Annotated in this window: 17 protein-coding genes and 1 pseudogene; 10 read left to right on the top strand and 8 right to left on the bottom strand. The window is 56.5% G+C overall.

The annotated features are described in order from the left end of the window. Positions 1–2 precede the first annotated feature (2 nt). Positions 3–938, bottom strand: a complete 936-nt coding sequence (locus NP511_RS22620; protein ID WP_049967006.1) for a cation diffusion facilitator family transporter — start codon at positions 936–938, stop codon at positions 3–5. A gap of 1,776 nt (positions 939–2,714) precedes the next feature. Between NP511_RS22620 and NP511_RS22615 the strand changes: the two genes are divergently transcribed. The 9 genes and pseudogenes from NP511_RS22615 (at position 2,715) to NP511_RS22580 (ending at position 12,724) form a co-directional block, all read left to right on the top strand. After that, positions 2,715–3,815, top strand: a complete 1,101-nt coding sequence (locus NP511_RS22615) for a hypothetical protein (protein WP_136396828.1) — start codon at positions 2,715–2,717, stop codon at positions 3,813–3,815. Positions 3,816–4,389: 574 nt separating this feature from the next. Continuing rightward, on the top strand, positions 4,390–4,632 hold the full coding sequence (locus tag NP511_RS22610; protein WP_136396829.1) for a hypothetical protein: 243 nt from the start codon (positions 4,390–4,392) through the stop codon (positions 4,630–4,632). Further along, positions 4,629–4,799, top strand: a pseudogene (locus tag NP511_RS23015) (DUF5817 domain-containing protein); the annotation flags it as partial. The gene NP511_RS22610 and the pseudogene NP511_RS23015, both read left to right, overlap by 4 nt. 33 nt (positions 4,800–4,832) lie before the next feature. After that, a complete protein-coding gene (locus tag NP511_RS22605; RefSeq protein WP_049967004.1) occupies positions 4,833–7,676 on the top strand; it encodes a helix-turn-helix domain-containing protein in 2,844 nt (947 codons plus the stop codon). 264 nt (positions 7,677–7,940) lie between these two features. After that, positions 7,941–8,276 carry a hypothetical protein gene (locus tag NP511_RS22600; RefSeq protein WP_144240371.1) on the top strand — a complete coding sequence of 112 codons (336 nt, stop codon included), beginning with the start codon at positions 7,941–7,943 and terminating at the stop codon, positions 8,274–8,276. A 2-nt stretch (positions 8,277–8,278) separates the two neighbouring features. Beyond that, a complete protein-coding gene (locus NP511_RS22595) occupies positions 8,279–8,788 on the top strand; it encodes a hypothetical protein (RefSeq protein ID WP_136396820.1) in 510 nt (169 codons plus the stop codon). Between the two features lie 482 nt (positions 8,789–9,270). Next, positions 9,271–9,816 (top strand): hypothetical protein, encoded by a 546-nt coding sequence (locus tag NP511_RS22590; protein ID WP_136396821.1) that lies wholly within the window; start codon positions 9,271–9,273, stop codon positions 9,814–9,816. 66 nt (positions 9,817–9,882) lie between these two features. Further along, positions 9,883–10,416 (top strand): hypothetical protein, encoded by a 534-nt coding sequence (locus NP511_RS22585; RefSeq protein WP_049967000.1) that lies wholly within the window; start codon positions 9,883–9,885, stop codon positions 10,414–10,416. Then, complete coding sequence (locus tag NP511_RS22580; RefSeq protein ID WP_136396822.1) at positions 10,409–12,724, top strand: hypothetical protein; 2,316 nt, start codon at positions 10,409–10,411, stop codon at positions 12,722–12,724. Before NP511_RS22585 ends, NP511_RS22580 begins: the two co-directional genes overlap by 8 nt. A 261-nt stretch (positions 12,725–12,985) precedes the next feature. Here NP511_RS22580 and NP511_RS22575 read toward each other — a convergent pair whose 3' ends face one another. After that, the gene (locus NP511_RS22575) at positions 12,986–13,147 is read right to left on the bottom strand and encodes a hypothetical protein (protein WP_158413770.1); all 162 of its coding nucleotides are present in this window, start codon (positions 13,145–13,147) and stop codon (positions 12,986–12,988) included. Positions 13,148–13,511: 364 nt separating this feature from the next. On the opposite strand from NP511_RS22575, the gene NP511_RS22570 reads away from it, so the two are divergent. After that, on the top strand, positions 13,512–14,180 hold the full coding sequence (locus NP511_RS22570) for a hypothetical protein (RefSeq protein WP_136396823.1): 669 nt from the start codon (positions 13,512–13,514) through the stop codon (positions 14,178–14,180). Positions 14,181–14,689: 509 nt separating this feature from the next. On the opposite strand, the gene NP511_RS22565 is transcribed toward NP511_RS22570, so the two are convergent. From NP511_RS22565 to NP511_RS22540, 6 genes are all read right to left on the bottom strand, one after another. Further along, positions 14,690–16,585 carry a hypothetical protein gene (locus NP511_RS22565; protein ID WP_136396824.1) on the bottom strand — a complete coding sequence of 632 codons (1,896 nt, stop codon included), beginning with the start codon at positions 16,583–16,585 and terminating at the stop codon, positions 14,690–14,692. A gap of 352 nt (positions 16,586–16,937) precedes the next feature. Continuing rightward, complete coding sequence (locus NP511_RS22560; protein WP_049967023.1) at positions 16,938–17,150, bottom strand: hypothetical protein; 213 nt, start codon at positions 17,148–17,150, stop codon at positions 16,938–16,940. A 308-nt stretch (positions 17,151–17,458) separates the two neighbouring features. Continuing rightward, the gene (locus NP511_RS22555) at positions 17,459–17,899 is read right to left on the bottom strand and encodes an HVO_A0114 family putative DNA-binding protein (protein WP_049967022.1); all 441 of its coding nucleotides are present in this window, start codon (positions 17,897–17,899) and stop codon (positions 17,459–17,461) included. Then, complete coding sequence (locus NP511_RS22550) at positions 17,886–18,185, bottom strand: toxin-antitoxin system TumE family protein (RefSeq protein ID WP_049967021.1); 300 nt, start codon at positions 18,183–18,185, stop codon at positions 17,886–17,888. The genes NP511_RS22555 and NP511_RS22550 overlap by 14 nt, the downstream gene beginning before the upstream one ends. A gap of 332 nt (positions 18,186–18,517) precedes the next feature. Continuing rightward, positions 18,518–19,291 carry a hypothetical protein gene (locus tag NP511_RS22545; protein ID WP_308986962.1) on the bottom strand — a complete coding sequence of 258 codons (774 nt, stop codon included), beginning with the start codon at positions 19,289–19,291 and terminating at the stop codon, positions 18,518–18,520. Between the two features lie 596 nt (positions 19,292–19,887). Then, a complete protein-coding gene (locus tag NP511_RS22540) occupies positions 19,888–20,520 on the bottom strand; it encodes a tyrosine-type recombinase/integrase (protein WP_049967019.1) in 633 nt (210 codons plus the stop codon). Between the last annotated feature and the right edge of the window lie 162 nt (positions 20,521–20,682).

Here is a 20,682-nt window from a genome sequence, read left to right as displayed (position 1 = left end):
CGTTAGTGGGCGTGATTGTTCAAGTGCGTGTTGCGGTCGTCATAACCGGGGCACAGTTCGACGGTGGCGTGATCGACGCCGTGATGGGCAAGTTCCGCGTGGACGCTGCGGGTCACCGTCTCGGCCTCAGCCATCGTCTCCACGTCGGTCTCAAGATGGACGGTGGCGACCGTGATCTGACTACAAATCTGCCACGCATGCATATCGTCTACGGCGGTCACGCCATCGACCTTCCGTAGGATGGCCTGTACCTCGTTCTGCTCGAATGGCGTCCGGTGTAGGAAGATTGCACTGCTACCTCGGAGTACTTTCCCCGCCGACCATGTGATGACGACGGCGATTAGCCCTGCGACGATTGGGTCAATGATCTGGAGTCCAGTCACCTCAATAACAACCGTAGAGATGATGACAGCGACTGAACCACCGGCGTCGCCGAGGAGATGGTAGAACGCACCTCGTTCATTAAGACTCATCTCGCCACCCTGTAGGACGTACACTGAGCCGATGTTGACCAACAGGCCACCCGTTGCGATAGCGAGCGTGGGGCCAGTGCCGATGGCCACCGGCTCAAGAAACCGCTGGTAAGATTCCCAGAGGATGAACCCGACCATCGGGAGCAATAAGAGGCCGTTGAGGAAGGCGGCGAGCGGTTCGAGACGATGGAGACCGTATGACCAGCGGTCGCTATCTCCGTAGTTGTCGGCGATGTGGGCGGCAGCGAACGCCATCACGTACGCGAGCGCGTCAAATAGCATGTGAAAGGCGTCGCTCAGAAGCGCGACTGAACCAAATAGTAGACCGCCAGCAAGTTCAGCGAGAAATCCGAGGAGGTTGATGACCGAGACGGCAGCTAGCTTCCGGCTACTCGTTGATGAGCCCCCGTGTCCATGGTTATGATCGTCATGTGAACCACCGTGGGCCGATTCGTGTTCGTTCATCTTGCTCCACCTTTGACAGCCCCGTTTTATTAAAACAGCTGCTATAAAAGCCCGATTCTTAGCTAATAGTTAACAATATATTGTATACAGATTATTAACAGAGACGGATGCCAGTACTGAAACTGGGAGGACTCGCAGTAGTCAGTAAGCACCTGTAGTTACCGAACTGCTCGATTCATTTCAAGGCCATATATGGATGGAGAAATCGCGCTACTATCTACTGTAAGAGCCAATTAGATCAAATCACCTCAGTCTGCATCCTCGATGAGTATTGGCTTTGTACGGAATTCGACCAGTGACGAACGTCTATTCGATGGCTGTCTGAAAATCGTTCTAAGATGATCTCAGGGCAGGAAAACACTTTTAATGGACTAATCTAGAATGTGGCATACCACACTCGGCAAAAGATCCGTCTTACATGGAACACTGCCGGTGAAAACTCAAGAGTGATAGCACAAATCACCCCGTCAATCCGCACACTGCTAAAAGTCACTGCGGTGGGGGACGCGGAGCTTCCTCACTAGTCTTGGGTGGAATCCGGTGGATTTCAGGTAAGACGATACCACGGCATCGCTGAGTCTGGCCCGAGGAATTGTCCTCGTGTCAGTCCCGTAGCGGCAGTGTTCGCTGGTGCGTGGCTCACGACTACGTACCTTCACAGCGGCTGCAATGTGGATGGTTCGCTACAAGATTCAAGGGTAGTTTCCTTGTGTCTCTTCCACAGCAGCTGCAGCGGGACCGGGTCAATAAGGTCGTAAGAGGTCGCCACTCTCGTTGAGGGTCCTAGTAATGGACCGGTGATCAAGAGCTACGACTGATGATCTGCGGCTTCCCAGCATTGCTGGGTGATTGATCCGATGATCTCAACCGGCGTTGGCAGCGTCGGTTACAGCAGCGGTGGCTGTGAAATCCACTGTGTTCGTCCTACCGCCGTACGCGGCGTTAGGGAAGACAGCAATGCGTGTGAGAAACACGTCGTGTTCGTGCCCCCGGTGTTGGAAGCGCCGGCGGCTCAACAGTGACGCGTATGCTCACGTTGTGTTCGACCTGGCATCGTTCAGAGCGATGTGGGGAGCACAGTGGCAAGTAGGTCTTACGAGCCGATCATGATAGTGAGTTCAAGCTACTGACACTGACTTGGTGGATGAGGTGGTGGGTGGACAGCTTTTGCTTTCCTCATATTGAGTGGTCGGTAGTTACGTCGAGTGTGTTCCCCAAGCACTACACTAGGAAGGCTAGCAGCAGGTACAGACGCAGAAATGATTTCTCGTAAAGGGTAGCCTCTGTCAGCCCTGAGCGAGCGAAACGAAACTACAGGAATTACAATGGTTTTAGCGGGCTTAGATCCAGAGTTCATAAGAATAGTCGTTGTGCTCACAGTAATTGGCATCTTCCTCCTGATGCTGTTCACTGTGGCCTATGCAAAACGGGACGTCAAGATCAACATCACTCTCTTTGAGTTCAAGTAGGAGCCCGATCTGAACAGAATAGAGCCCGCATGATAGAGACATCTATAGCGATTTCAAACACCTCCGGAAGGGTTGGGTGAATCAGGTTCTAAATGACTATCAGCATCACCGGTAATTCCTTTAAGTGAGACTGGTTACAACACGGGTAGATGAAGGGAGGAACGCTATGGCGTTCCGTTCATTCTACTGCGTGTAACTGCCCCGAGCGATGGGGTTATCGTCATAAGAGGAGTAGTCAGGTTTTCCGAGCGACGGCTGTGGCAGTTGCTCGCCTCCCTTCAAGTGAACAAACTGACGAGATGGTACTATGTCAAACGATGAGCCAAGCAACTGTGAGAACGAGGATCTGGAAACGATCCCCAGAGAACAGCAAGAGATCAGTACGGATGAGATTGTCGAAGCCGACTATGAAGTCGTTCCTGCACCTTCTGAAGACAGACAGGAAGAGGATAGACAGATGAGAACATTCCATGAGTGGAGAGGACCCCCAGGAAGAACACATCTCGACGATAGTATTGATGCATCTTCTGAAGACCTAGGCGGAACTCAAGAAGGACACCTGTTCAGCGCAGGATATGAGAGTTCGATGGCGACGCGTATTGGTGACGAGGAGAAGTCCGACCCTAAGGCCGAACGGCTCCGTGAACTGCACGAGGGGCGGCATCGATCAGACGGGGAACACAGTGTCCGTGAAAGCGAGCGAGACAAGAAGCGAGTCTCCCAGTCGATCAGTTCAACGTTGCCTTTGGCATCGCATGAACGCAAGAAGGTGATCAGCGTCGTCCAGAGCCTCGACTTCTCCCGCTTCGGGAACCAGAAGGCGCTCATCAAAGTGACACTCGGCGTTGTTGCTGTCGTTATTGATGAGCGTGAACGAGAAGCAGAGTCGTTTAATGAGCTGATCTCTCGGTCACCGGAGTTCCGATCCATCTGCGACTCGCACGAGATCTCGATGAGCGACCTTTCGACGGTAAAACCGAGGGTCCGAGAGGCACTCGACGAAGGAGAAGTGATCATCCCGCAAGGAGAGGAGTTGACCAATCGAGATCCCGCGCTTCCGGGCCCGACCCCAACAGAGGAACGACCAGAGGTCTACTGGAGAGAAAGATCCGCGGAGTACTGGGCTTGGACAGCTCAACGTTGGGAACACCTGCCAGACGAATTTAAGAAAGGGATCCCCAAGAAGTACCGAGACCGCGTTGGCCAACTTCGGCACTGGGCACCTTGGAAGGATGAGGAATCAGAAGCAACTTCCGACGATGAGAACAGATCGACAGAGGAGCGCATTGACTTACTCAAGGAAGACGTCCAATCGCTGAAGGGCGATCTGGAGGAACTCAAGGAGATCGAGAAAGAGGCCGAGAAGCTCGTCCGCGAGATGGAATCGGAGACCATCGAGGACAACTGATCCGCAATGATTCTAACGATAGCTCTCTCCTCAATAGCACCGCTTATCGGATTTGCAGTTTTCAGTCTGTTTCTCTTACTCGCCTTTGCAGTGGCCTATGCGAAGCGAGACGTTGAGATCAACATGGAGATCACTCTCCTGAAGTACAACCGATAGAATCCTGATAGAGGCCACCTGAGAACTCAAGCTTGACCCCCTTCGTAGAGATATCTATAGCAATCGAACAAAGACCAAACCTTTGCATACAACGGTTTCAGGGCTTTAGAAGGTGGTATACCATGTTATGGCATAAAAACGATTAAGTCCCTACTCTGTGAAGGTGGATTCGAAAGAAGTCTCTCATGAACTGTAGCATCGGTGAGAACGACGCCGGCCGCTCCCTACCAAAAGATTGGCCGGCATCGTTCTGGGAACACGGGCACGCCGATTACCCCCGCGGAATGCGGTGTTCGGCTGTCACGGCGCGAGGTATTACCCGTGAGTGAGCGTAAGACGTTCGGACTAATCAGTTTTGCGCTCATTCTGCGTGCCCGTCAATGGCGAGGCTGGGCCGAAACCAGTCGTCAGCAACTGAATGACGGATTCCGAAGTTCAAGTTTTCATTCCAACACTAGGTAACAAGGATAGAGCGTATCATACCGACGAAAACTGCCGTTACGTCGGAAGCAGGCATTATCCAGCCTCGCTTAAGGATGCGAAGGACCGCGGCCTCGAAGAATGCCAACTCTGTGCTGATGAGTTCCCTACGGCAAGACCTGATTTCAGCGTCTACGAGGCCGCTGTTGAAGCTGGTAAAGAGGGAGGGTCGCCCGAATGACGTACGCTGTCATCGGGTGCTCCGAGTGTTCGCACCACTGGATCGTCAAAAACCTCTCTCGGCAAGATCGGTGTGAGTGCCCTCGATGTGGTCACTCTCGGCCATCCTCACGGTGCAAGAGACTCGCAACGGCCGAAGATAGAGAAGTTGCTTGTGAGTACCGAGCCCAGATCAATGCGAAACGCGCCGGCGAGACGGACGTGTACGACGACTTCTGTGACGAACACGGCCGCTACCCGGAGCAACAGAGAGAGGTTGATGAGCAGATCGATCAGTTTACTGTTGACGTCGAGTTGATAGACCTGAAGCCGATCGAGTCTGATCGTTTCGAGGAGTTCGTTGACGACAAGCCGATCGGTGCCGACCGGTTTGAGGAGTTCGTCGACGATCGTCCGTTCTACGCCGACGCGTTCACCGACGAGATCTCCGACGATGTCCAGGCCCAGCTCGGCTGGGAGCGCATCGAGGAGAGTTTCGAAGCCTGGCGCGGCGACGTCGATCGTGACGAACTCCCTCGCGGCAAGATTAACCCGACGACGCAGGCACAACTGGAGGATCCGGTTGAGATCGGGAACGAGTCGTTCACGGACATCTGGAAGACGCTGTTCTCGATCGAGCGCGTGCAGACTGCCGTCGCTAACTGCTTGGAATCTGCGTTCGGACCGATGGACGTACCGCAGGTGTACGACGTCCTCGAAGAGCGTGCCGTTCCACCGTGGATCCGGTCGTCGCTTGTCGATATCTCCCGTGAAATCGATGGTGCAGCTCTTGAAGCAGTCGAGAACTTGACCACGCTAGCCGATCGCCCAGCGACCTCGAATGAGGACCTCCTCGTGACGGCGAGCCTCGCCGCCGAGGGCAACGCAGGGACGCCGATTACGGTTCACTTCGGTAAGGAGTTCCTCGAACGAGAGCGACGCGATCAGCGAGACATCTGCGACCTGCTTTCGATCCTCGCAACCGGCCTGGAGATCCGCATCGTTGGGAGTGGTCGAGACCTCTGGCTCACCGGCGATGAACTCCAGGGAGTACTGCCGGGCGTTAGTGAGTGGCGTCATCGTCGCCGTGGAGAAGCGTGGTTCGACGACGTCGTTGAGACCGCGAAGGCGAGCCTCGATCCCGACAGTCGTCACGTTGAGATCCTCCGCGATCTCGCGGACGTCCCTGGTCAGATCATGGACAGAGCCGATCTCGAAGCGCTGCACGACGATGTGAGCCGGACGCGTCTATCGCAGGTCCTCACCAGCGAGGCAGTTGAGGACTCGCTCGAACAACTCCAACTGATCGAAGTGTTCGGAAAGAGAGGTGACCAGAAGGTAGAACTCCTCGAAACAGGATCAGAGGTGTTGAGTCTTCTCGATAACGAACACGGCGTTCAGCAGTCTCTCAAAGAGAGCGTTAGCGACACCGGAAATAGTTCCCAACAGTGGCGTAGAACACCGCGCACACGAGGGGGTGAGGGGACGGGTCAGCCGTACCGTACGGCCTACATGGGCCGTGGCGAACACGCTGGCGCTGCTGCTGCCGCCGAACCAGGGGCTGTAACGTTCGTCAAGGGCAGTCTACCGGATGCTGACAAACGTGAACGACCCGTGAGCTACGATGCCGACCGCGACGAAGCAATCGTCGCACCACGAGCCGCTACTCCACTGCAGATGACAGTGACGAACGCGTTATCGTTAGCCGATCGGAAGTTGTTCCTCGATAAGGCACTCCCAGCAGAGCGTCTCGCTACTGTCTTCGATGACCTTGACGATCCGATGCTGGTTCTCAAGACCGCTCGCCAGATCGGGCCGATCACGAGCGACTCGCTTGAGGAACCCGAGCAACTCCGAGACGATCTCGTTGAGTGGGGTGAAGCGATCGAGTCGATGATCAACCGGCTCAAGGAGGGTGATTACGAGGACCGCAACGAACTCTGTTCAGCGATCCTCACGTCGGCCAAGGGCCTCGAAGGGTCAATCGTCCACCTTCTGGACGCCGCCGGCGTCGACGTCGTCCGTGAGGTTCGCGTCACTCCCGGTCTCAGCAACAAGAAGCTGCGCTCTCTGGCTAAGTCGATCGGGATCTCCGCAGCGATCTCCTCGAAGTACGGCGGGTACGCTGCCTACCGGCAGTTATTCAAGGTCCCGAACAGCGCTCCTCCCCTGTCGGGCCCGATCGCCGATGCGTCGGACCCAGTGGGGGAACTCATCGGATCGTTCGTGATCCGTGGACCGGACGCCCATCGGCTCCGTGACGACCTGGAGTACTTCTTAGAGAACCCTCGTGAACTTCTCGATAAGCCGGCGGAGTTCACGATCGAGATCCCGGTTACTGAACCCGATTGGGATGCCTACCGTGACGTCGCAGCACGACTCCTACACCGGAAGCGACTCCGTTCGACGCCCGAGGCGATCTCGCTGTTCCACGCTCTCGTAGCAACGCCGCACGACCTCGCTGATGCGTTGCTTCGCCTTCCTCGTGAAGAGGAGACGCGAGAGCTTCGGGCCGACGACGTCCGGTACGTACTCCGGACTCTCACCGCTGACGTGCTGCTCCCGGAGTGTGGTTCGGCCGGCGTGATCCTTTCGGCGCTGCTTCGTTCCGATGAACCACTCTCGCAAACGGAGCTGGCCGAGCGGGCTGACGTCTCAACGAGAACGGTCCGCAACTACCGAGACCTCCTTCAGGGCCTTGGCCTTCTCCAGATCACCGACGAAGGGTACCGACTCACCCTGTCGTTCTGTACGCCAGAAGAGCGTCAGGCGGAGGTCTACCCCGAGATCGTCGCCACTGACGAGATCATGATCGTCGAGGCCGCCGACGCTGTCCTTGAGAACCTCTTACCGCCGGATCGGTACGGTGATCCGGACGACCCAGCTGGTGGGGTACTGTTCTGGCCGCCCGATCCGCTACAGCTAGCCGATCACGAGGACTTCGGCCCGTGGATCACAGCGGCAGCAGCGCTCGATGATGGTGGTGTGGAGCTGATCGAGGACACGGTCGTGACGATGGGCCCGACGATCGTGCAGACTCCGATCACATCTCAGGTGAAAGTATGAGTTTACAGAAACAAGACGAAACCAACGAGAAGGTCGTGTACGTCACTCCAACAAAGACTCCCGCAACGGCCAAGTATCACACTAACAGCGACTGTCGATACATCACAGACAGTCACGAACGAGTAACGGTTGAAGAGGCTGAAGAACGAGGGATTAGTCCCTGCAAGGAATGTTCTGTTGACTCCGTCGATACGGAACTCTGCGGTGCTCCGACGGATCAGGGTGGTAGCTGCAAGTTCCAAGCACTGGAGGGCATCGGTCGGTGTGCTCTTCATGCAGACTTCGGTGGGGGAGACGATGGTGACGAATCTACTGATCGTCCAGTATGGGTGCGACAGAAAGGGCAGCGACTCGGTGAGAACGATGAGTGATCACGACGATCTTGACGACCTCGGTCCCGACGAACTTGATGAGGAAGAGGAGCGGCTTGAGAAGGAAATAGAGGAGACCAAGAAACGGCTTCGAGAGCTACACATTGAGCAACAACGGAAAGAGGCCGAAATTCGGTGTCTCAGGTACGTCGAATTCCGTCGGGCATGTGAAGAAGCCGTTGAGGATCAACCAGTGATGTATCCCGATGGTGATCCAGTGAGGAATTGACCATGAGCGGAACAGCCTCCACCTCGAATACACCGCTCATCATTGACAGTCAGGAAGCCGGTGAGACGTTCGTCCGTACTCTTCGTGATCACTCTGGGTTCTGCTATTGGTGTCTTGCTCCGCTTAGGGTATCTCCCGTAGTCCAATTCACGGATGAGGGCCCCGAAGAAGCCCTTCGTACTGCTCGTACCTTCGACGAGTACAGTACTCCTTTAGAGGACGTCCCACCCGATCGCATAGACCATCAGGGCCAAGTCGTTGAATACGTTCGAGACAAGCGAACGATCTGTGGGCGCTGCGGAGAGATCGATCCTGCCCCACAGGACTCACGGACAAAGGAGACGACACAGCAGGCGCTCATACACGTTCTATCGATCCTCGAAGAGAACGCCGTCGGTGGGGATCGAGAAACGGCTCAAGGCATCGTAGCGGATGCGTTCGAGAAGGGGCATACTGGACAGTTCTCTAAGGTAGTTGGAAGCGCTCTCTTTCAGGCGACTTCTGTACCATAGTATAACATGCCAGATAGATTCATTATACTGGATACACAGAGTATACTCAAGGTCAGCCCTCCGCCTGTAGGGGTCGAGAGATGTCGAACGGCGGACCTTCCTGCGTAGGGAGGTCTGTGTTTTCTCAGAGGTGAACTGGGTTACGAGAGGGCTGACCGTCTAAACCATGTCAAACGACGAAAACAAGACAATTCGGGTTTCGAAGGACACGCACGAATCGCTCTGGGAACACAAGCAAGGGCCAGATGACACGTTCGACGATGCTCTTCAGCGAGTTTTAGCTCGTGCTGAGAGATGACCTCTCCTCATGAACGTGGAAAATCAGCGCGAGACGGCGTCTTCTCCGAAAGAATCTCTATTCGAGAAACAAACACAAAGTTTCGGTCCACCGGACGCGTTCTAAGATGAAACGGTGTAACCATCCGACGTCGGAGTCAGAACCGTGTCAGCGACGGATCTCAGACGACGCGGAGGCTTGCTTCATGCACGAAGAGAGCGGATCGCCGAACTCACATGGAGCTCCGACCGGCAACTCGAACGCCGAAGGAAACGCTGGTGGCGGTGCCCCACAAGGGAACATGAACGCTGTCAAGCATGGGGCATACGCCGATAATCAGCGGTTCTATGAGGATGTTCTCGATAATCGCCTTCGAAACCTCGTGGACGAGATCTTCGAGGACTACGTTGAGGGCTATAAGCGAAGGCACGGCGAACCGTCTCTCGGTCATAAAGCTGAGTTGTTCCGTCTCTCCATCTCGCACGTCAAGGACCTCGTTCTTGACAGGTGGATGGTCCAACGCCCTGAAGAGATCGAGACGGAGAACCCGCTCGTGGAGGTGGAGACGGAGAAGAAGTTCGTCGAGACTGTTGGGCCGATCGACAAAAACACGTACAATATGTCGGTCACCATCGCGGCTCAGCAGCGACTGTCGAGTGACCGACGCCAGTGGATCCGGGATCTTGGACTTCTTGAAGATCCAGAGACGCAGAAAGCAGGCGCTCTTATGGACGGTATCGGGCAGAAATAGGATTCTATAGGTCGATCAGACCGAGACAATAGAATCCTATTCGTAATCAAGCTAACAACACAGAGAATGAGATCGAATTGTATCGCATGTGGCTCGCCGACAAAGAGCCACCACATTGCGACGACCGACGGAGTTGAACAGTTCTGCTGTCACAGTTGCTGGCAGCATCGTGACGATGACGATATCCAAGAGGCACTGCGCGAGTACAACGTTCTCACCGGGGAGAGGCTCGATGAACTCCGTGAGACGTTCCGTTCCTTCGACCCAGTGGATGACCTAGAGGTGTCGTTCTCGGATCTACCGGTCGGTCAGGGACACGAGATCCGTCGCGGGGCAGGTGGCGAGATCTTCGAACTCGCCGGTGCTGAACAGGTCGGAAAGGGCGTGATCTTTGACGGTCCGTTCGCCGGTGTTACGAATGAGGTTGACCTCCCGCGTGACCCGGAGGAACCTATCTACGCGGCGTTCGGGTTCACGCCTTCTGGGGACGATCACGAGCCAGCGTACCTTGCCTGGTTGTGCATCGGCGATGACGGTGATGCACTCTCTACTGCGGTTGACAGTCTCGCTGCGGCGATGAGAGGTGAACCCGATGTTTGAATCACTGAACGTTGGCCTACTCGCCCGAAACGGAATCACGACTACGATGAACTCGATCGCCAGCGCCACCGACGAAGCTGGCGATGAGGCTGCGAGCGCTGGCGTAGAGTTCGGTGCGTTCGGAGAAGCACTTGAATCCGTTGACGACGACGCGATGTCAACCGTCGTTGGCAGCCAGAAGGCTGCGAGCGCGATCGATGAGGTCGGGGACGAAGCGACCGAGAGCGCAGCGGAAGTCAGTGCACTATCCGGTGCGCTGAGTGGCTTCAGTGGGATCAGTTCCGTTGGGTCGATCACGACTGCACGAGAGGCGCTCGAAGGTCTGTCTTCGACTGGGGGGATCGGTGACGAACTCCAGTCTGACCTTGACGCTATCCCAAACGCGGCCCTCAAAGCAGCGGATTCCACGGACGTCCTTCGCCTGTCGCTCGACCGTGCACAGGAGAACGCCCTCGGGTTCACCGACACGCTGAACACACTCGATGAGGACGAACGCAGCGCTGCAGCGAACGCCATCGACGCATCCGAGTCGGTCGAAGCCCTGTCCCTTCGACTCCGTCGGATCGGTGGCGGTGCAGAAGAGGCTGCTGACGATCTCGGGAAACTGGATGAGTCAACGCTGGAGCTCATCGATGATTCGCTCGCTGCGTCGGCAGGACTGCAGACTTTCCACGCACAGGTGAACGATGCCGGTGATGAGGCGTCTAAAGCAGCGAGAGAGATCGACGACCTCGGAGACGAGGCGCTGCAGGCGGCGACGAAGACACAGGTCGCAGGCGCGGCGATGGACGACCTCAGTGCGTCGAGTTCCGGTCTCGCCGGCTCGCTCGGTCCACTTCGCGGGAGTCTCTCAACGATCGGGCCACTCGCCGCCAGTATCGCTCCAGCGATCGTCTCCCTCACAGGTGCGCTCGGAGGCCTCGCTGTTGCTGGCGGTGGTGCAGCAGCTGGCATCGCGGCGATGGCCGGTGCTGGTCTCCAGGAGAAAGCTGAGAACATGGCGGCTGCTTCGAGCGAGTTCGAAGACTCCAGCGAGGCGATGGAGTCGATCATGTCGGACTTCAAGAGCGCCCTCTCCGATGCGTTCGAGCCGCTGAAGACAGCGGAGAATGCGGAGTTCGCCATGAGTGGCCTCGAAGGTGCGGTCGAACTCGCCCATACCGCTGCAGACGGTTTCGCTCAGATGCAGGATACGTTGCGGCCGCTCGCTTCGACGTTCGGGACCTCGGTGTTGGAGACTGCACCAGCAGTCTTCGACGAGATCGACGTCACAGTCCAACAACTGATGCCGACGCTTGAGGGGCTTACAGGAACGATCGAGGACATCCCCGCCGCGATCGCATGGTTCCGAGCGCAAGCGGTCGCCCTTCAACCAGATCTCGGGAGCTTCGCTGGAAGTGCGATTTCGGCGACCGCCGAGATCGGGAACCTCGGGACGACGATCATGCAACTCGTCCTTCCGCCACTGACGGTCCTACTTGACGTCCTCGGTTGGACAGCGGGACTCCTCGGAAGGCTACCGAAGCCACTCGCCGCGGCTGCAGCTGCAGCAGCGGTCGGGGCTGCAGCGTGGACTGCGTACGGTGGTGCAGTAACCTTGGCGTCAATCTCATCCTGGAGTTTGGTTGGTGCGATCGGGGCGCTGACCGCTCCGATCTCTGGGGTAGCTGTTGCAGTCGGCGCTCTCGTGGGGGCGATAGTGGGTGTGATCACGTACTTCGGCTTATGGGATGATATCATAAGCACCGTCACAGGTGGTTGGAACGCGCTTGTATCCGTAGTCGAGTTCGGGATCGAGGTCACCTACGCGATGTTCCAGGCGCTACGTGACCTCGTTGGGCCACTCGCATTCATACTGAATCCCCTGGGGGCAGTCATCTGGACGATCGACAATCTCGGTAAGATCATCGACTGGGCAGGAGAGATGTTCCAGTGGTTCTCTGGACTCGTGAACGACGTCGTCCAGTCCGTAATGGGGTGGATCGACACGGCAATCTCGGGGATCCAAGACATGATCAGCTGGGCAATAGATGCTGCCAACGCCATCCCGGGCGTCAACATCGACTTCGGAGACATTCAGAAATCAGTCGAACTAGACGCGATCAAAGCTGGTGGAGGTGACGAAGGCGGTGAGAACCCCGAGAAGCAGGAAAGCAAGCGGACGAAGGAAGAAGCTCAGAAGCACTACGACTTCCGGAACGCGGACTTCGGCGGTGCGAGTCAGAACGATATCGAGCGGACGGTAAAAGAAGCCGTCCGGAAGGCGAACAACGAGTCGAGAGCGCGTGAAGACGCTCAGGAGTTCTGACCGACTAACTCCCTGCCCGTGGTCGATCCTCTCACTGATCACCACGTCGCCTGTGGGTCTTGAACTACTCCTTTCCACGGCTGAATCCGGATTCAGAACCCTCTCAGGTAGGACCGATAGGGGGTGCGACGACCTCCTTTCGTCGAGAATGAAATACGGCAATCACGGTCAGTGTACCGGGTTCAATCGATTCTCCCAACTAGCCCTGATACCTGAGTTGATAGGAAATAGCGTCAAAGAGAGGAGGCCGTCAGCCGTATTTCAGAACTGCCGACCGATGTTGATGATGTTATACAGTACCCAGAATCCAACTCCCAGCGTAAGGAGCATCATTCCTAGGTTTGGCATTGTTCCTACGAAGAGGAACCCTGCACCGATTATGATGATGAGCTGAATCCCAGACTGCGGCTTGATCGAGGTCATGGTTGACATTGCTTTTGCTGTATGCTAGTTTGGGCAGGAATTGGGCTGGAGTACTTGTCCTAAACAAACCCCTTCACTTAGGACAAATAAGCACGTTCTCCAGAGTGCGGAACGTACCCGAAGCCCGCCCATCTTTCACCGTCTGGGTATCCAGTCGATGTCCGCCAAGACTCCTCGGCTGGACTTTCCCAGTCGGGGGCTGGCACCTTCTGAACCAGACACTGTATACCTGAGTGCCTAGTGCGCTTTTCCTATCTTGATCTGTCTTGGTGGTCTATCCGATAGTAATTAAACCCTGAAGTTGGATTAGCGAAAACAGGAGGGCAGTTGCGGTACGCCAACCGCCCGACAGAGTGGGGATCCAATGTCAGACAGTACTTCCGTGGGGAACGATGAGGAAAAACGCGCCAGCGATGCGGAGCTCCTTGAGATTCTTCGGCGAACAAAAGAAGAGGGAATTCCGTCTCTGACGACAGCACAAATAGATGATGTTGGTGGGTATGACTATTCGAACCAGGGGCTGAACGAGAGGCTGATGAAGTTGCATGAGGAGGAATTAATAGGACATCAAAAGGCCTCGGAAAGGCATATATGGTGGTTTCCGGACCAAGGGACCACACAGGAAGTTGATCTACCTAGCTTGGAAGAGTTAATTGATTACGAGGAATTGGAGCCAGAGCGATTTTCACAAGCGAAAGCTGAGGAGATCGCAGAAGAACTTCTTCCCGACTATGGTTCTTCGAATTGGTGGCAGCGTCTCTATTCCTTTGGAAGTGCGATGTTTTATTTCGGTGTCGTTTTATTCGCACTTTCATTTGCTCTGCTGATTGTCGAATGGGTGGCATCTACGAGTCCGCTAGTTGGGATGCTATTAGTAGTAGGAACAACTGCGATTATGGGCTGTGTTCCGTTCATAGCCGCTGGTGTTCTTGGACAGGAAGCAGCTATAAGAGGTCATGTTTCAGAGGAGCCTTTCGAAGGTGAGAATCTTATTCCATATCTCTTCAGACGGATCTATAGGAACATCCGTTAAATGTTAGACTGGTTTCTGGTGCCTAGGCAGTGGAAATACTGCCACATTGGCCCTTAACCGGGCATCAAGCAACTGTAAACCTGATCAGTGTCTGCCGATTCCCTGCCGTAGACGGGCCTCTCACCAATCATCACGTCGGCTTGTAGGATTCTGAATCGCTCCTTTCCACAGACCGATTGGCTCTGGTGACTCGATCGATTGCATTTAAAACGAAAACACCCCATGGCAGAACCCGAGTTCTAGAAACAATCAATTCCATGGACGTCCCGGAGCGCTGGCTGGAAAGCAACTACCTCACGGGACCGGCGACGGATTGGAACACCCCATGGGCCGACAGATCTCTAGGGCACCTCATGGGCCGATCGGGCTGGATGCCTTGATCGAGGAACGAACACTACCTCGTGGGGGTGCTGATGAGTCGCTTCTTGCCTTAATAGAATCCCATGAGTCGATCTCCGGCTGAAGTAATAGAATCCCATAGGTCGGTTAGAATACTCGTGAGTTCGCTTCTAAGCCAACTCCGTAGACGTCTCGGCGGCCGGAGGTTCCTCAAGGTCCGGCATGTCGTAGATCGCGTAGATCAGCCAGGCCACGAGAGCGACCAGCATCTCTGGGGGCACCGAGTTCGGATCCGCAATCGGGTTCACACCCAGGTGTGCGGCCATCACACCGACCACCGCGGACAGCGCCAGCGTGCCGACGGCGACGACAGTTAGCTCTCGTCCCGATGGGAGCGATGTCCGCGAGTCGTACTCAATCGCAGCCTTCTCTCGCTGCGCTCGTGCCTTCGTCATCTGAGCCGAGATCCAGGCGTGCGCCACTCCCGGAACCCACGCTCCGACGAAGTCTCCGAGCGAACTCTGGTCGTCGTCTCCGTCGTCGTCTTCCCGGGCTTCAGCGATCTCTTCTGGAGAGATCACGACGTCAGTCGGGAACGCCGTCTCGAAGTGAGTGTAGGCGAACCGTCGGAAGTGGTCACGCTCGCGGTGACTGGCGAGGTAGTGCTTGTCAACGATTTCTGCCGAAGCACTCGACTGCGCTGCTGCGACGTCCTCGATCTTGGCGATGTAGGCCTCGTAGGCATCGAGGTACTCGTTGAACCAGAACTGCCGGAAGTGTTTCGGCGTCGGTTTCGAGCTGTCGGCCAAGCGGACATCGGCACGATCGACAATCTCCTCGATCTTGTTCCGAACCCACGCGTCCGAACGAGTCCCGTCCTCCGAGAGGTCGCTCGGGAACAACATTTTGTAGCCTTCCTCTTCGAGTAGCTCGATGTACTGCTCGAAGTAGTCCAGACCCGCCATGATCGGCGTGGTCCCCGGGCCGTTCTTCCGCTCTTCGTCGAAGCAGACGCGTGGATCACCGGGATCGAGGATGACGTCCTCTTGAGCGTCCGTGATCAGCGGATCGCTGGTCCGATGCCCACAGCCGGCGAGGCAGAGCAGCAGCATCTTCTCGACTAGGAGCTCACGGAGTTCCTCGGTGTCGAGATCTTCCAGTGAGTCTTCGTCGACGGACTCGGTCGCTTCCCAACACTCCCGGACCTGCACCGGTGTGAGTGTTTTCTCGGGCGACTCGCGCTTGTACGACCAGCCCATCCGCGGGAGGACCATCTCAGCCGGGTTCGAATCGACCTCCCCGATCATCTCTAGGTACTCGTAGAACGCCACGAGCGTTGAGGCGTAGTTGTACCGCGTTCCTTCGGCTTTGAACTCGTCATTCATCGCCCGGAAGAGATCGAGAGTGAGGCGAACGTTCTTTCCTGGTGCCGCTCGTGCAGGCCGGAGGAGGTTGCTCGATCCGAGGGCGTCACGAGAGGTCTCCATCAGCCGGCGCATGTGCGTCCAGGCGTTTCCGACGGATGTGTTGTTGAGTCGATTGAACTCGTCCTCTTCGTCCTGGAGCCACTTGTGGATCAGCTGCTTCGTCTCGGCGTGCGTCCCAGGGAGGGGTTTGCGTTCTCTGGGTTCGAATCCACACTCATTGAGGAGGACGTCATCGACGGTCTTGTCGTGCCGATCTGCGTACCCTTGGATGCCGCTGAACCCGTGCTTACGGATCCACTCGTGGGTCGGTTTGATATCTGGGTCTTTGCCTTCCGCGCGTCGAAGTTCACGGACCTCGGCCGGAAATCGCTGCTGAACGTATCCCGGTGTCCACTTTCTGTCCGACATATAGGCAGTTCTAGTAATCGGGTTTGTAAAAGGGTAAGGGTGGTGCAATTTATTGGACACTCCAAACCTACCCGTCGGGTGGCGGTTTCTGTTGATCCAGACGGAACGGGCACCCCGACGCCGTCTACCGGCTGGTGGCGTGGGGTCGATCGTTGTCACTTCGTCGTCGAAGTCAAACCGCAAGACGGCACGACCTTTTAGACCGACGGAAAACGCGCGTTTTCCGTCCATATTGCAACACCGAATCTCACCAGCCTATCTGACCATGAGTCAGCATCAGATCCACGAGCTTTACGGAAAGATACGACAGCTGTCGGGTGGCCTAATGAGAAGTCCATTCGAGGTGAGATCCCTGCGGTGATACGACCCGCCAACTCGTCGTTCCTCGCCGACGCTGGTGCTGCGATGACGAAAAAGAATCTCGGACTCTCCCCAGGAGCAGCGATGGACGCAGCAGCATCGATGTAGGCGTTGGTGGCGGTGGATCGGTTTCGTCCCACTACCCGCGCTGGTTGGCGTACTCGCAGATCCTAAAGGAACTCACTGTACTCCGCGCTCGGGTAGCGGTTGAAGCGGTTCACGGTTACAACTCGATTTTCGACAATTCATCGAGATCCGCGGGCGGATCGGGATCGAGTTCGGCGTGCTCCTTCGCATGGTCGGCTAACTCCTCATCACCAGCCGAATGCGAGCGATAGAGGATCTCCCCGCAGTGCGGGCAGTTGTGTCCAACATAGTAGTTCCCCTCGCCATTGTGGAGCGGCTGAAGAACGAAATTGGCCGGGATGAGCATCATACTACACCCTGGACAATCTCGTGCAGCGAGACTGTGCAGGCCGTCATCAAGCTCATCCTCCCCCCAGACGCTATTCTTCGGCTCACTCGGATGCTGAAGAGGATGCTCATCCGTCTCATGACAGTCAGAGCAGGCTCCACGAGGGGTTGAAACCTCTTCCTTGCCACACTCCGTGCAGTAGAACGTAGCGTCCCAGTTGCTGACTGGTTGTTTGCAATCTGGGCAGAAATAATCCCCTCGCTCCGAAGAACTCTCGACGAGGTCACCATCGCAATCTGGACAGGTCGCAGTCATCTCTTCCATCTTAGTCACACTGGGGCTTCAGTGTCGCTACCACCGATCGGTGCACGGATCGTCACATCGAACTCGATGGTCTCGTACGGCACGAACGGCTGCTTCGATGCGCCTTCCTGACGGAACTGAATGATGCCGTACTCAGCAAGGACTTCGACGTCGTCGTGGACGACCGAGTAGCTTCGGTCGAGCCGATCGGCTAGCGCTGAGATGCTCTCAGCGGATGCGCCCATCAGCGAGCGGAGCAATTCGAGCCGACGGTCGGTGAGCAGCTTGCGGATCCCTTCGGCGTTCTCGAACGAGACAACGGCGTCGGTCTGTTCGCCGTCTTCGGCAGCACCAGCAGCTGCGACCGCGTCGTCGAACGCGTCCTCTGCCGAGGCGATCGTGATCCGAAGCGTCTCGGGGAAATCCATCTCTTCAGGCGCGGGGTCAGTGTGGTTAGCGTCGGGCATTGATCTGGAGCACCTCCTGTCGGAAGCGGGCAACATGGTCTTGGAGACCGTCGAACTCGATACCGGCGACGTCGTCGCCTTCGTGGCGATGGTGCGGGCCGACGTCGGAGTCGTGAGCGTTGTCGTACCGGAGGATCTGCTCGCCCTCCTCCGGGGCATAGTACTGGAATCGGTAGTAGTACCCGCCCGGATACGACGAGTCCTCCACGGCGAACAACTCGGCGCGAGTGCCTTCCTGCGCATCAACCTCGAAGTTCCGATCAAGTACGACGTCACCATCAGCCATGTTGCCCTTCGTATTATCACCTATCACCCGACACCCTATAATAGTATAGGATTGCGAGAGTTAGAGACGGATGGGACGACGGAAACGAGGTGTGTCGGGGAGAGTATTGGGCGTCACACTCGTCACAGTGGTTGTGACGGGATCGAAGGTACAGCTACCTCCGTCGTGTTACTATTCATAACACGACTACTGTAGAAAAGGGGCCTCCTCCTTCAGTTGTAACTAACAGAACGGAGAACGAACGCGGTCGGTTGCGCTAGGTTGCGCGGGTTGTATGGCTTATCTGAGAGTTTCTCCCTCTCGGGTGTGGATTCGTCTCGTCATGGTGCTGGTTAGGCCGTCGCTCTCGTCACAACGGGTGTGACGCCACCGCCTCGGGCAACGTTCTGTGCTTCGCCGGCGTTGATCCCTTCGAGGAGGTTCATCCCGACGTAGCGGCCTTCGTCGAATCGCTCCAGTGTATCCGAGGTGATCTTCAGAGCCTCTTTCTTCGAGTCCTCCTTGCCAACCTGGATGTCTTTCTGCTCGATGTCCTGTTTGCCCATCCCGTCGATGTACTCCCAGACTCGGTTCACTGTCTCGCGGTGTGGGCTCTTCCCCATGATGACGTGAAGTGCCTGAGCGACGTCTGACTTCTCGAAGATTCTTGCGCCGGTCGCGCGTCCCTTCTGTGCGAACTCCTCGTGGCGGCGAACGATTTGTACAGCGCGGGCCCGGTTCGCGCTGAGCTTCCGATCAACGTGGAACTGCTGGCAGTTCACGAAGAAGTCCATCGGTGAGCTGGCCTCGGCGGGCTGATCGCCGCGGCCGCCATCCCGATCGCCACCGCCACCGACGTCGTCCTCCTGGAGGGCGTTGACTGCGGACGCGATCTCCTTCGAGGTCGCCACGGCGTCTTCGGCTGCCTCTTTCGCATCCTCAAGGTCGGCGACCTGCTCTTCGAGTTCGTTGATGCGGTCGCCCTTCTCGCGGTTGTCCTCTTCGAGGTTCTCGACGCGCTTTTTCAGCTGAGCGTTTTCGCGTTCGAGGCTGCTGACCCGTTCGAGGACTTTCTGGAGGAGTCCCACTGCGCCATCTTCGAGGTCGATATCAGCGACGTCGTCCATGGAGATCTCCGACTCGCTCGATGTAGTGTTTGGATCCGTGTCGGTGAACTCCATCCCCAGCGCCGCAGCGACGGTGTCTTCCGAGGGCGCTTCTTCATCAACTTGCTCGGGGGACTTGCCGACTCCGCTGGTCTGTTCGGTGCTACTGTTCGTCCGATCGCGTTCGTTCGTCTTCGTGTACATGCTGCGTGTGACTCTGTAGGTGTGGTTGTTGGCGAGCGCGGTGCTCAACCGTCGATACGGTCTTAGAGCCACGGAGCAGCCGCGGGCGCGAAATAGAGCCGTCGCTATTCACGAGGGCAAACTATTTTACGCCGCGAAAGGAATCAGAGGATGACTGAGGTCCTCTTCGCGTCGGGGTGGCACCCGACGCCCCTTGCGGCTAATCCGTGAGCGGTGCGTGTCAGGTTTCCATAGCCTCACCTTTTGTGTACGTTGTTAAAAACCTTGCACCGGGCGTCAGACATGGGTGTGGATTATGATAGGTCCCGAAACTGGCCGTCGGCTGAACCAGAGCCACTCATGATCTGAATGGGGGAGACGATCGCCTCAAAGTCACTGCAGGATCGAGAGTTCGGCCCTGAAGAAAAGGTCGGTCATCGTGGCACGAGGTGGCTGTAGATCTGATCGGTAGTTTGTCGGTTCGCATGACGCAACCGGAGTTGAACGTCTTCGAGCCGCCCGCCTTCGACTTGGATAATTCGGTACGCGACCGAATGCCGGATGGTGTGTGGCGTGATGTCCTCGGAATCACCACGGCCACCGTCGGCCAACTGCGGTTTGACATCTGCTTCGATTGCGAGTTTGTTGATGAGCCGTTGCAACGACCGTGTTGACAGTCGATCACTCGAACGAGTTGGGAAGAGCGCGTCGGTGTCCTTCCACCGATCACGAAGGTACCGTCGAAGTAGGCGAACCGTCTCTCGATCCAGATTCAATGTTGCTGCCGGCGGATCTCCCTTTTGGATCGCACTGGGGAGGTAGACAGTCCCTGCTTCGAGATCGAGGTGATCAACGTCGAGTGCACACAACTCGCTTGCTCGAAGGCCAGCGTCGTAGGCGAGCGTGATGATCGTCTCATTCCGGTCCTGGAGGTAGGTCGGAACAGCGTCGGTGAGGCAGACGTCCCGTAGTTGCTCGATCTGCTCAGGCTTCAGCCAGGTGCGTGCACGACCGTCGTCACTCTCGTGAACGTCGGGATTTCTTGAGGAGGTAGGCTTCGACGCCATTGCTTTATAACCTCCACCCGGCCGGCACTAGCTGAACGTCGGGGTTTGTAACGAACTCAGACGTTGGTCTGAACATATGGCATACCATGTTATGCCACCATATGAAAGTAAGTCAGACGAACATCGCCTCAGCTCTTCTACTGGATTCTATAAACCGACATA

Origin of the sequence: Natrinema thermotolerans (assembly GCF_031165565.1) — an archaeon.
Taxonomy (GTDB): Archaea; Halobacteriota; Halobacteria; order Halobacteriales; family Natrialbaceae; genus Natrinema; species Natrinema thermotolerans.
Note: the sequence above shows the minus strand (reverse complement) of the source record. Positions and strands in the feature narration are given on the sequence as shown.

Excerpts from the sequence above, each read along its gene's own strand:
- NP511_RS22620 (WP_049967006.1), bottom strand. The coding sequence starts at position 938 with ATGAACGAACACGAATCGGCCCACGGTGGTTCACATGACGATCATAAC.
- NP511_RS22615 (WP_136396828.1), top strand. The coding sequence starts at position 2,715 with ATGTCAAACGATGAGCCAAGCAACTGTGAGAACGAGGATCTGGAAACG.
- NP511_RS22610 (WP_136396829.1), top strand. The coding sequence starts at position 4,390 with ATGACGGATTCCGAAGTTCAAGTTTTCATTCCAACACTAGGTAACAAG.
- NP511_RS22595 (WP_136396820.1), top strand. The coding sequence starts at position 8,279 with ATGAGCGGAACAGCCTCCACCTCGAATACACCGCTCATCATTGACAGT.
- NP511_RS22590 (WP_136396821.1), top strand. The coding sequence starts at position 9,271 with ATGCACGAAGAGAGCGGATCGCCGAACTCACATGGAGCTCCGACCGGC.
- NP511_RS22585 (WP_049967000.1), top strand. The coding sequence starts at position 9,883 with ATGAGATCGAATTGTATCGCATGTGGCTCGCCGACAAAGAGCCACCAC.
- NP511_RS22580 (WP_136396822.1), top strand. The coding sequence starts at position 10,409 with ATGTTTGAATCACTGAACGTTGGCCTACTCGCCCGAAACGGAATCACG.
- NP511_RS22575 (WP_158413770.1), bottom strand. The coding sequence starts at position 13,147 with ATGACCTCGATCAAGCCGCAGTCTGGGATTCAGCTCATCATCATAATC.
- NP511_RS22570 (WP_136396823.1), top strand. The coding sequence starts at position 13,512 with ATGTCAGACAGTACTTCCGTGGGGAACGATGAGGAAAAACGCGCCAGC.
- NP511_RS22565 (WP_136396824.1), bottom strand. The coding sequence starts at position 16,585 with ATGGACGGAAAACGCGCGTTTTCCGTCGGTCTAAAAGGTCGTGCCGTC.
- NP511_RS22560 (WP_049967023.1), bottom strand. The coding sequence starts at position 17,150 with ATGATGCTCATCCCGGCCAATTTCGTTCTTCAGCCGCTCCACAATGGC.
- NP511_RS22555 (WP_049967022.1), bottom strand. The coding sequence starts at position 17,899 with ATGCCCGACGCTAACCACACTGACCCCGCGCCTGAAGAGATGGATTTC.
- NP511_RS22550 (WP_049967021.1), bottom strand. The coding sequence starts at position 18,185 with ATGGCTGATGGTGACGTCGTACTTGATCGGAACTTCGAGGTTGATGCG.
- NP511_RS22545 (WP_308986962.1), bottom strand. The coding sequence starts at position 19,291 with ATGGACGACGTCGCTGATATCGACCTCGAAGATGGCGCAGTGGGACTC.
- NP511_RS22540 (WP_049967019.1), bottom strand. The coding sequence starts at position 20,520 with ATGGCGTCGAAGCCTACCTCCTCAAGAAATCCCGACGTTCACGAGAGT.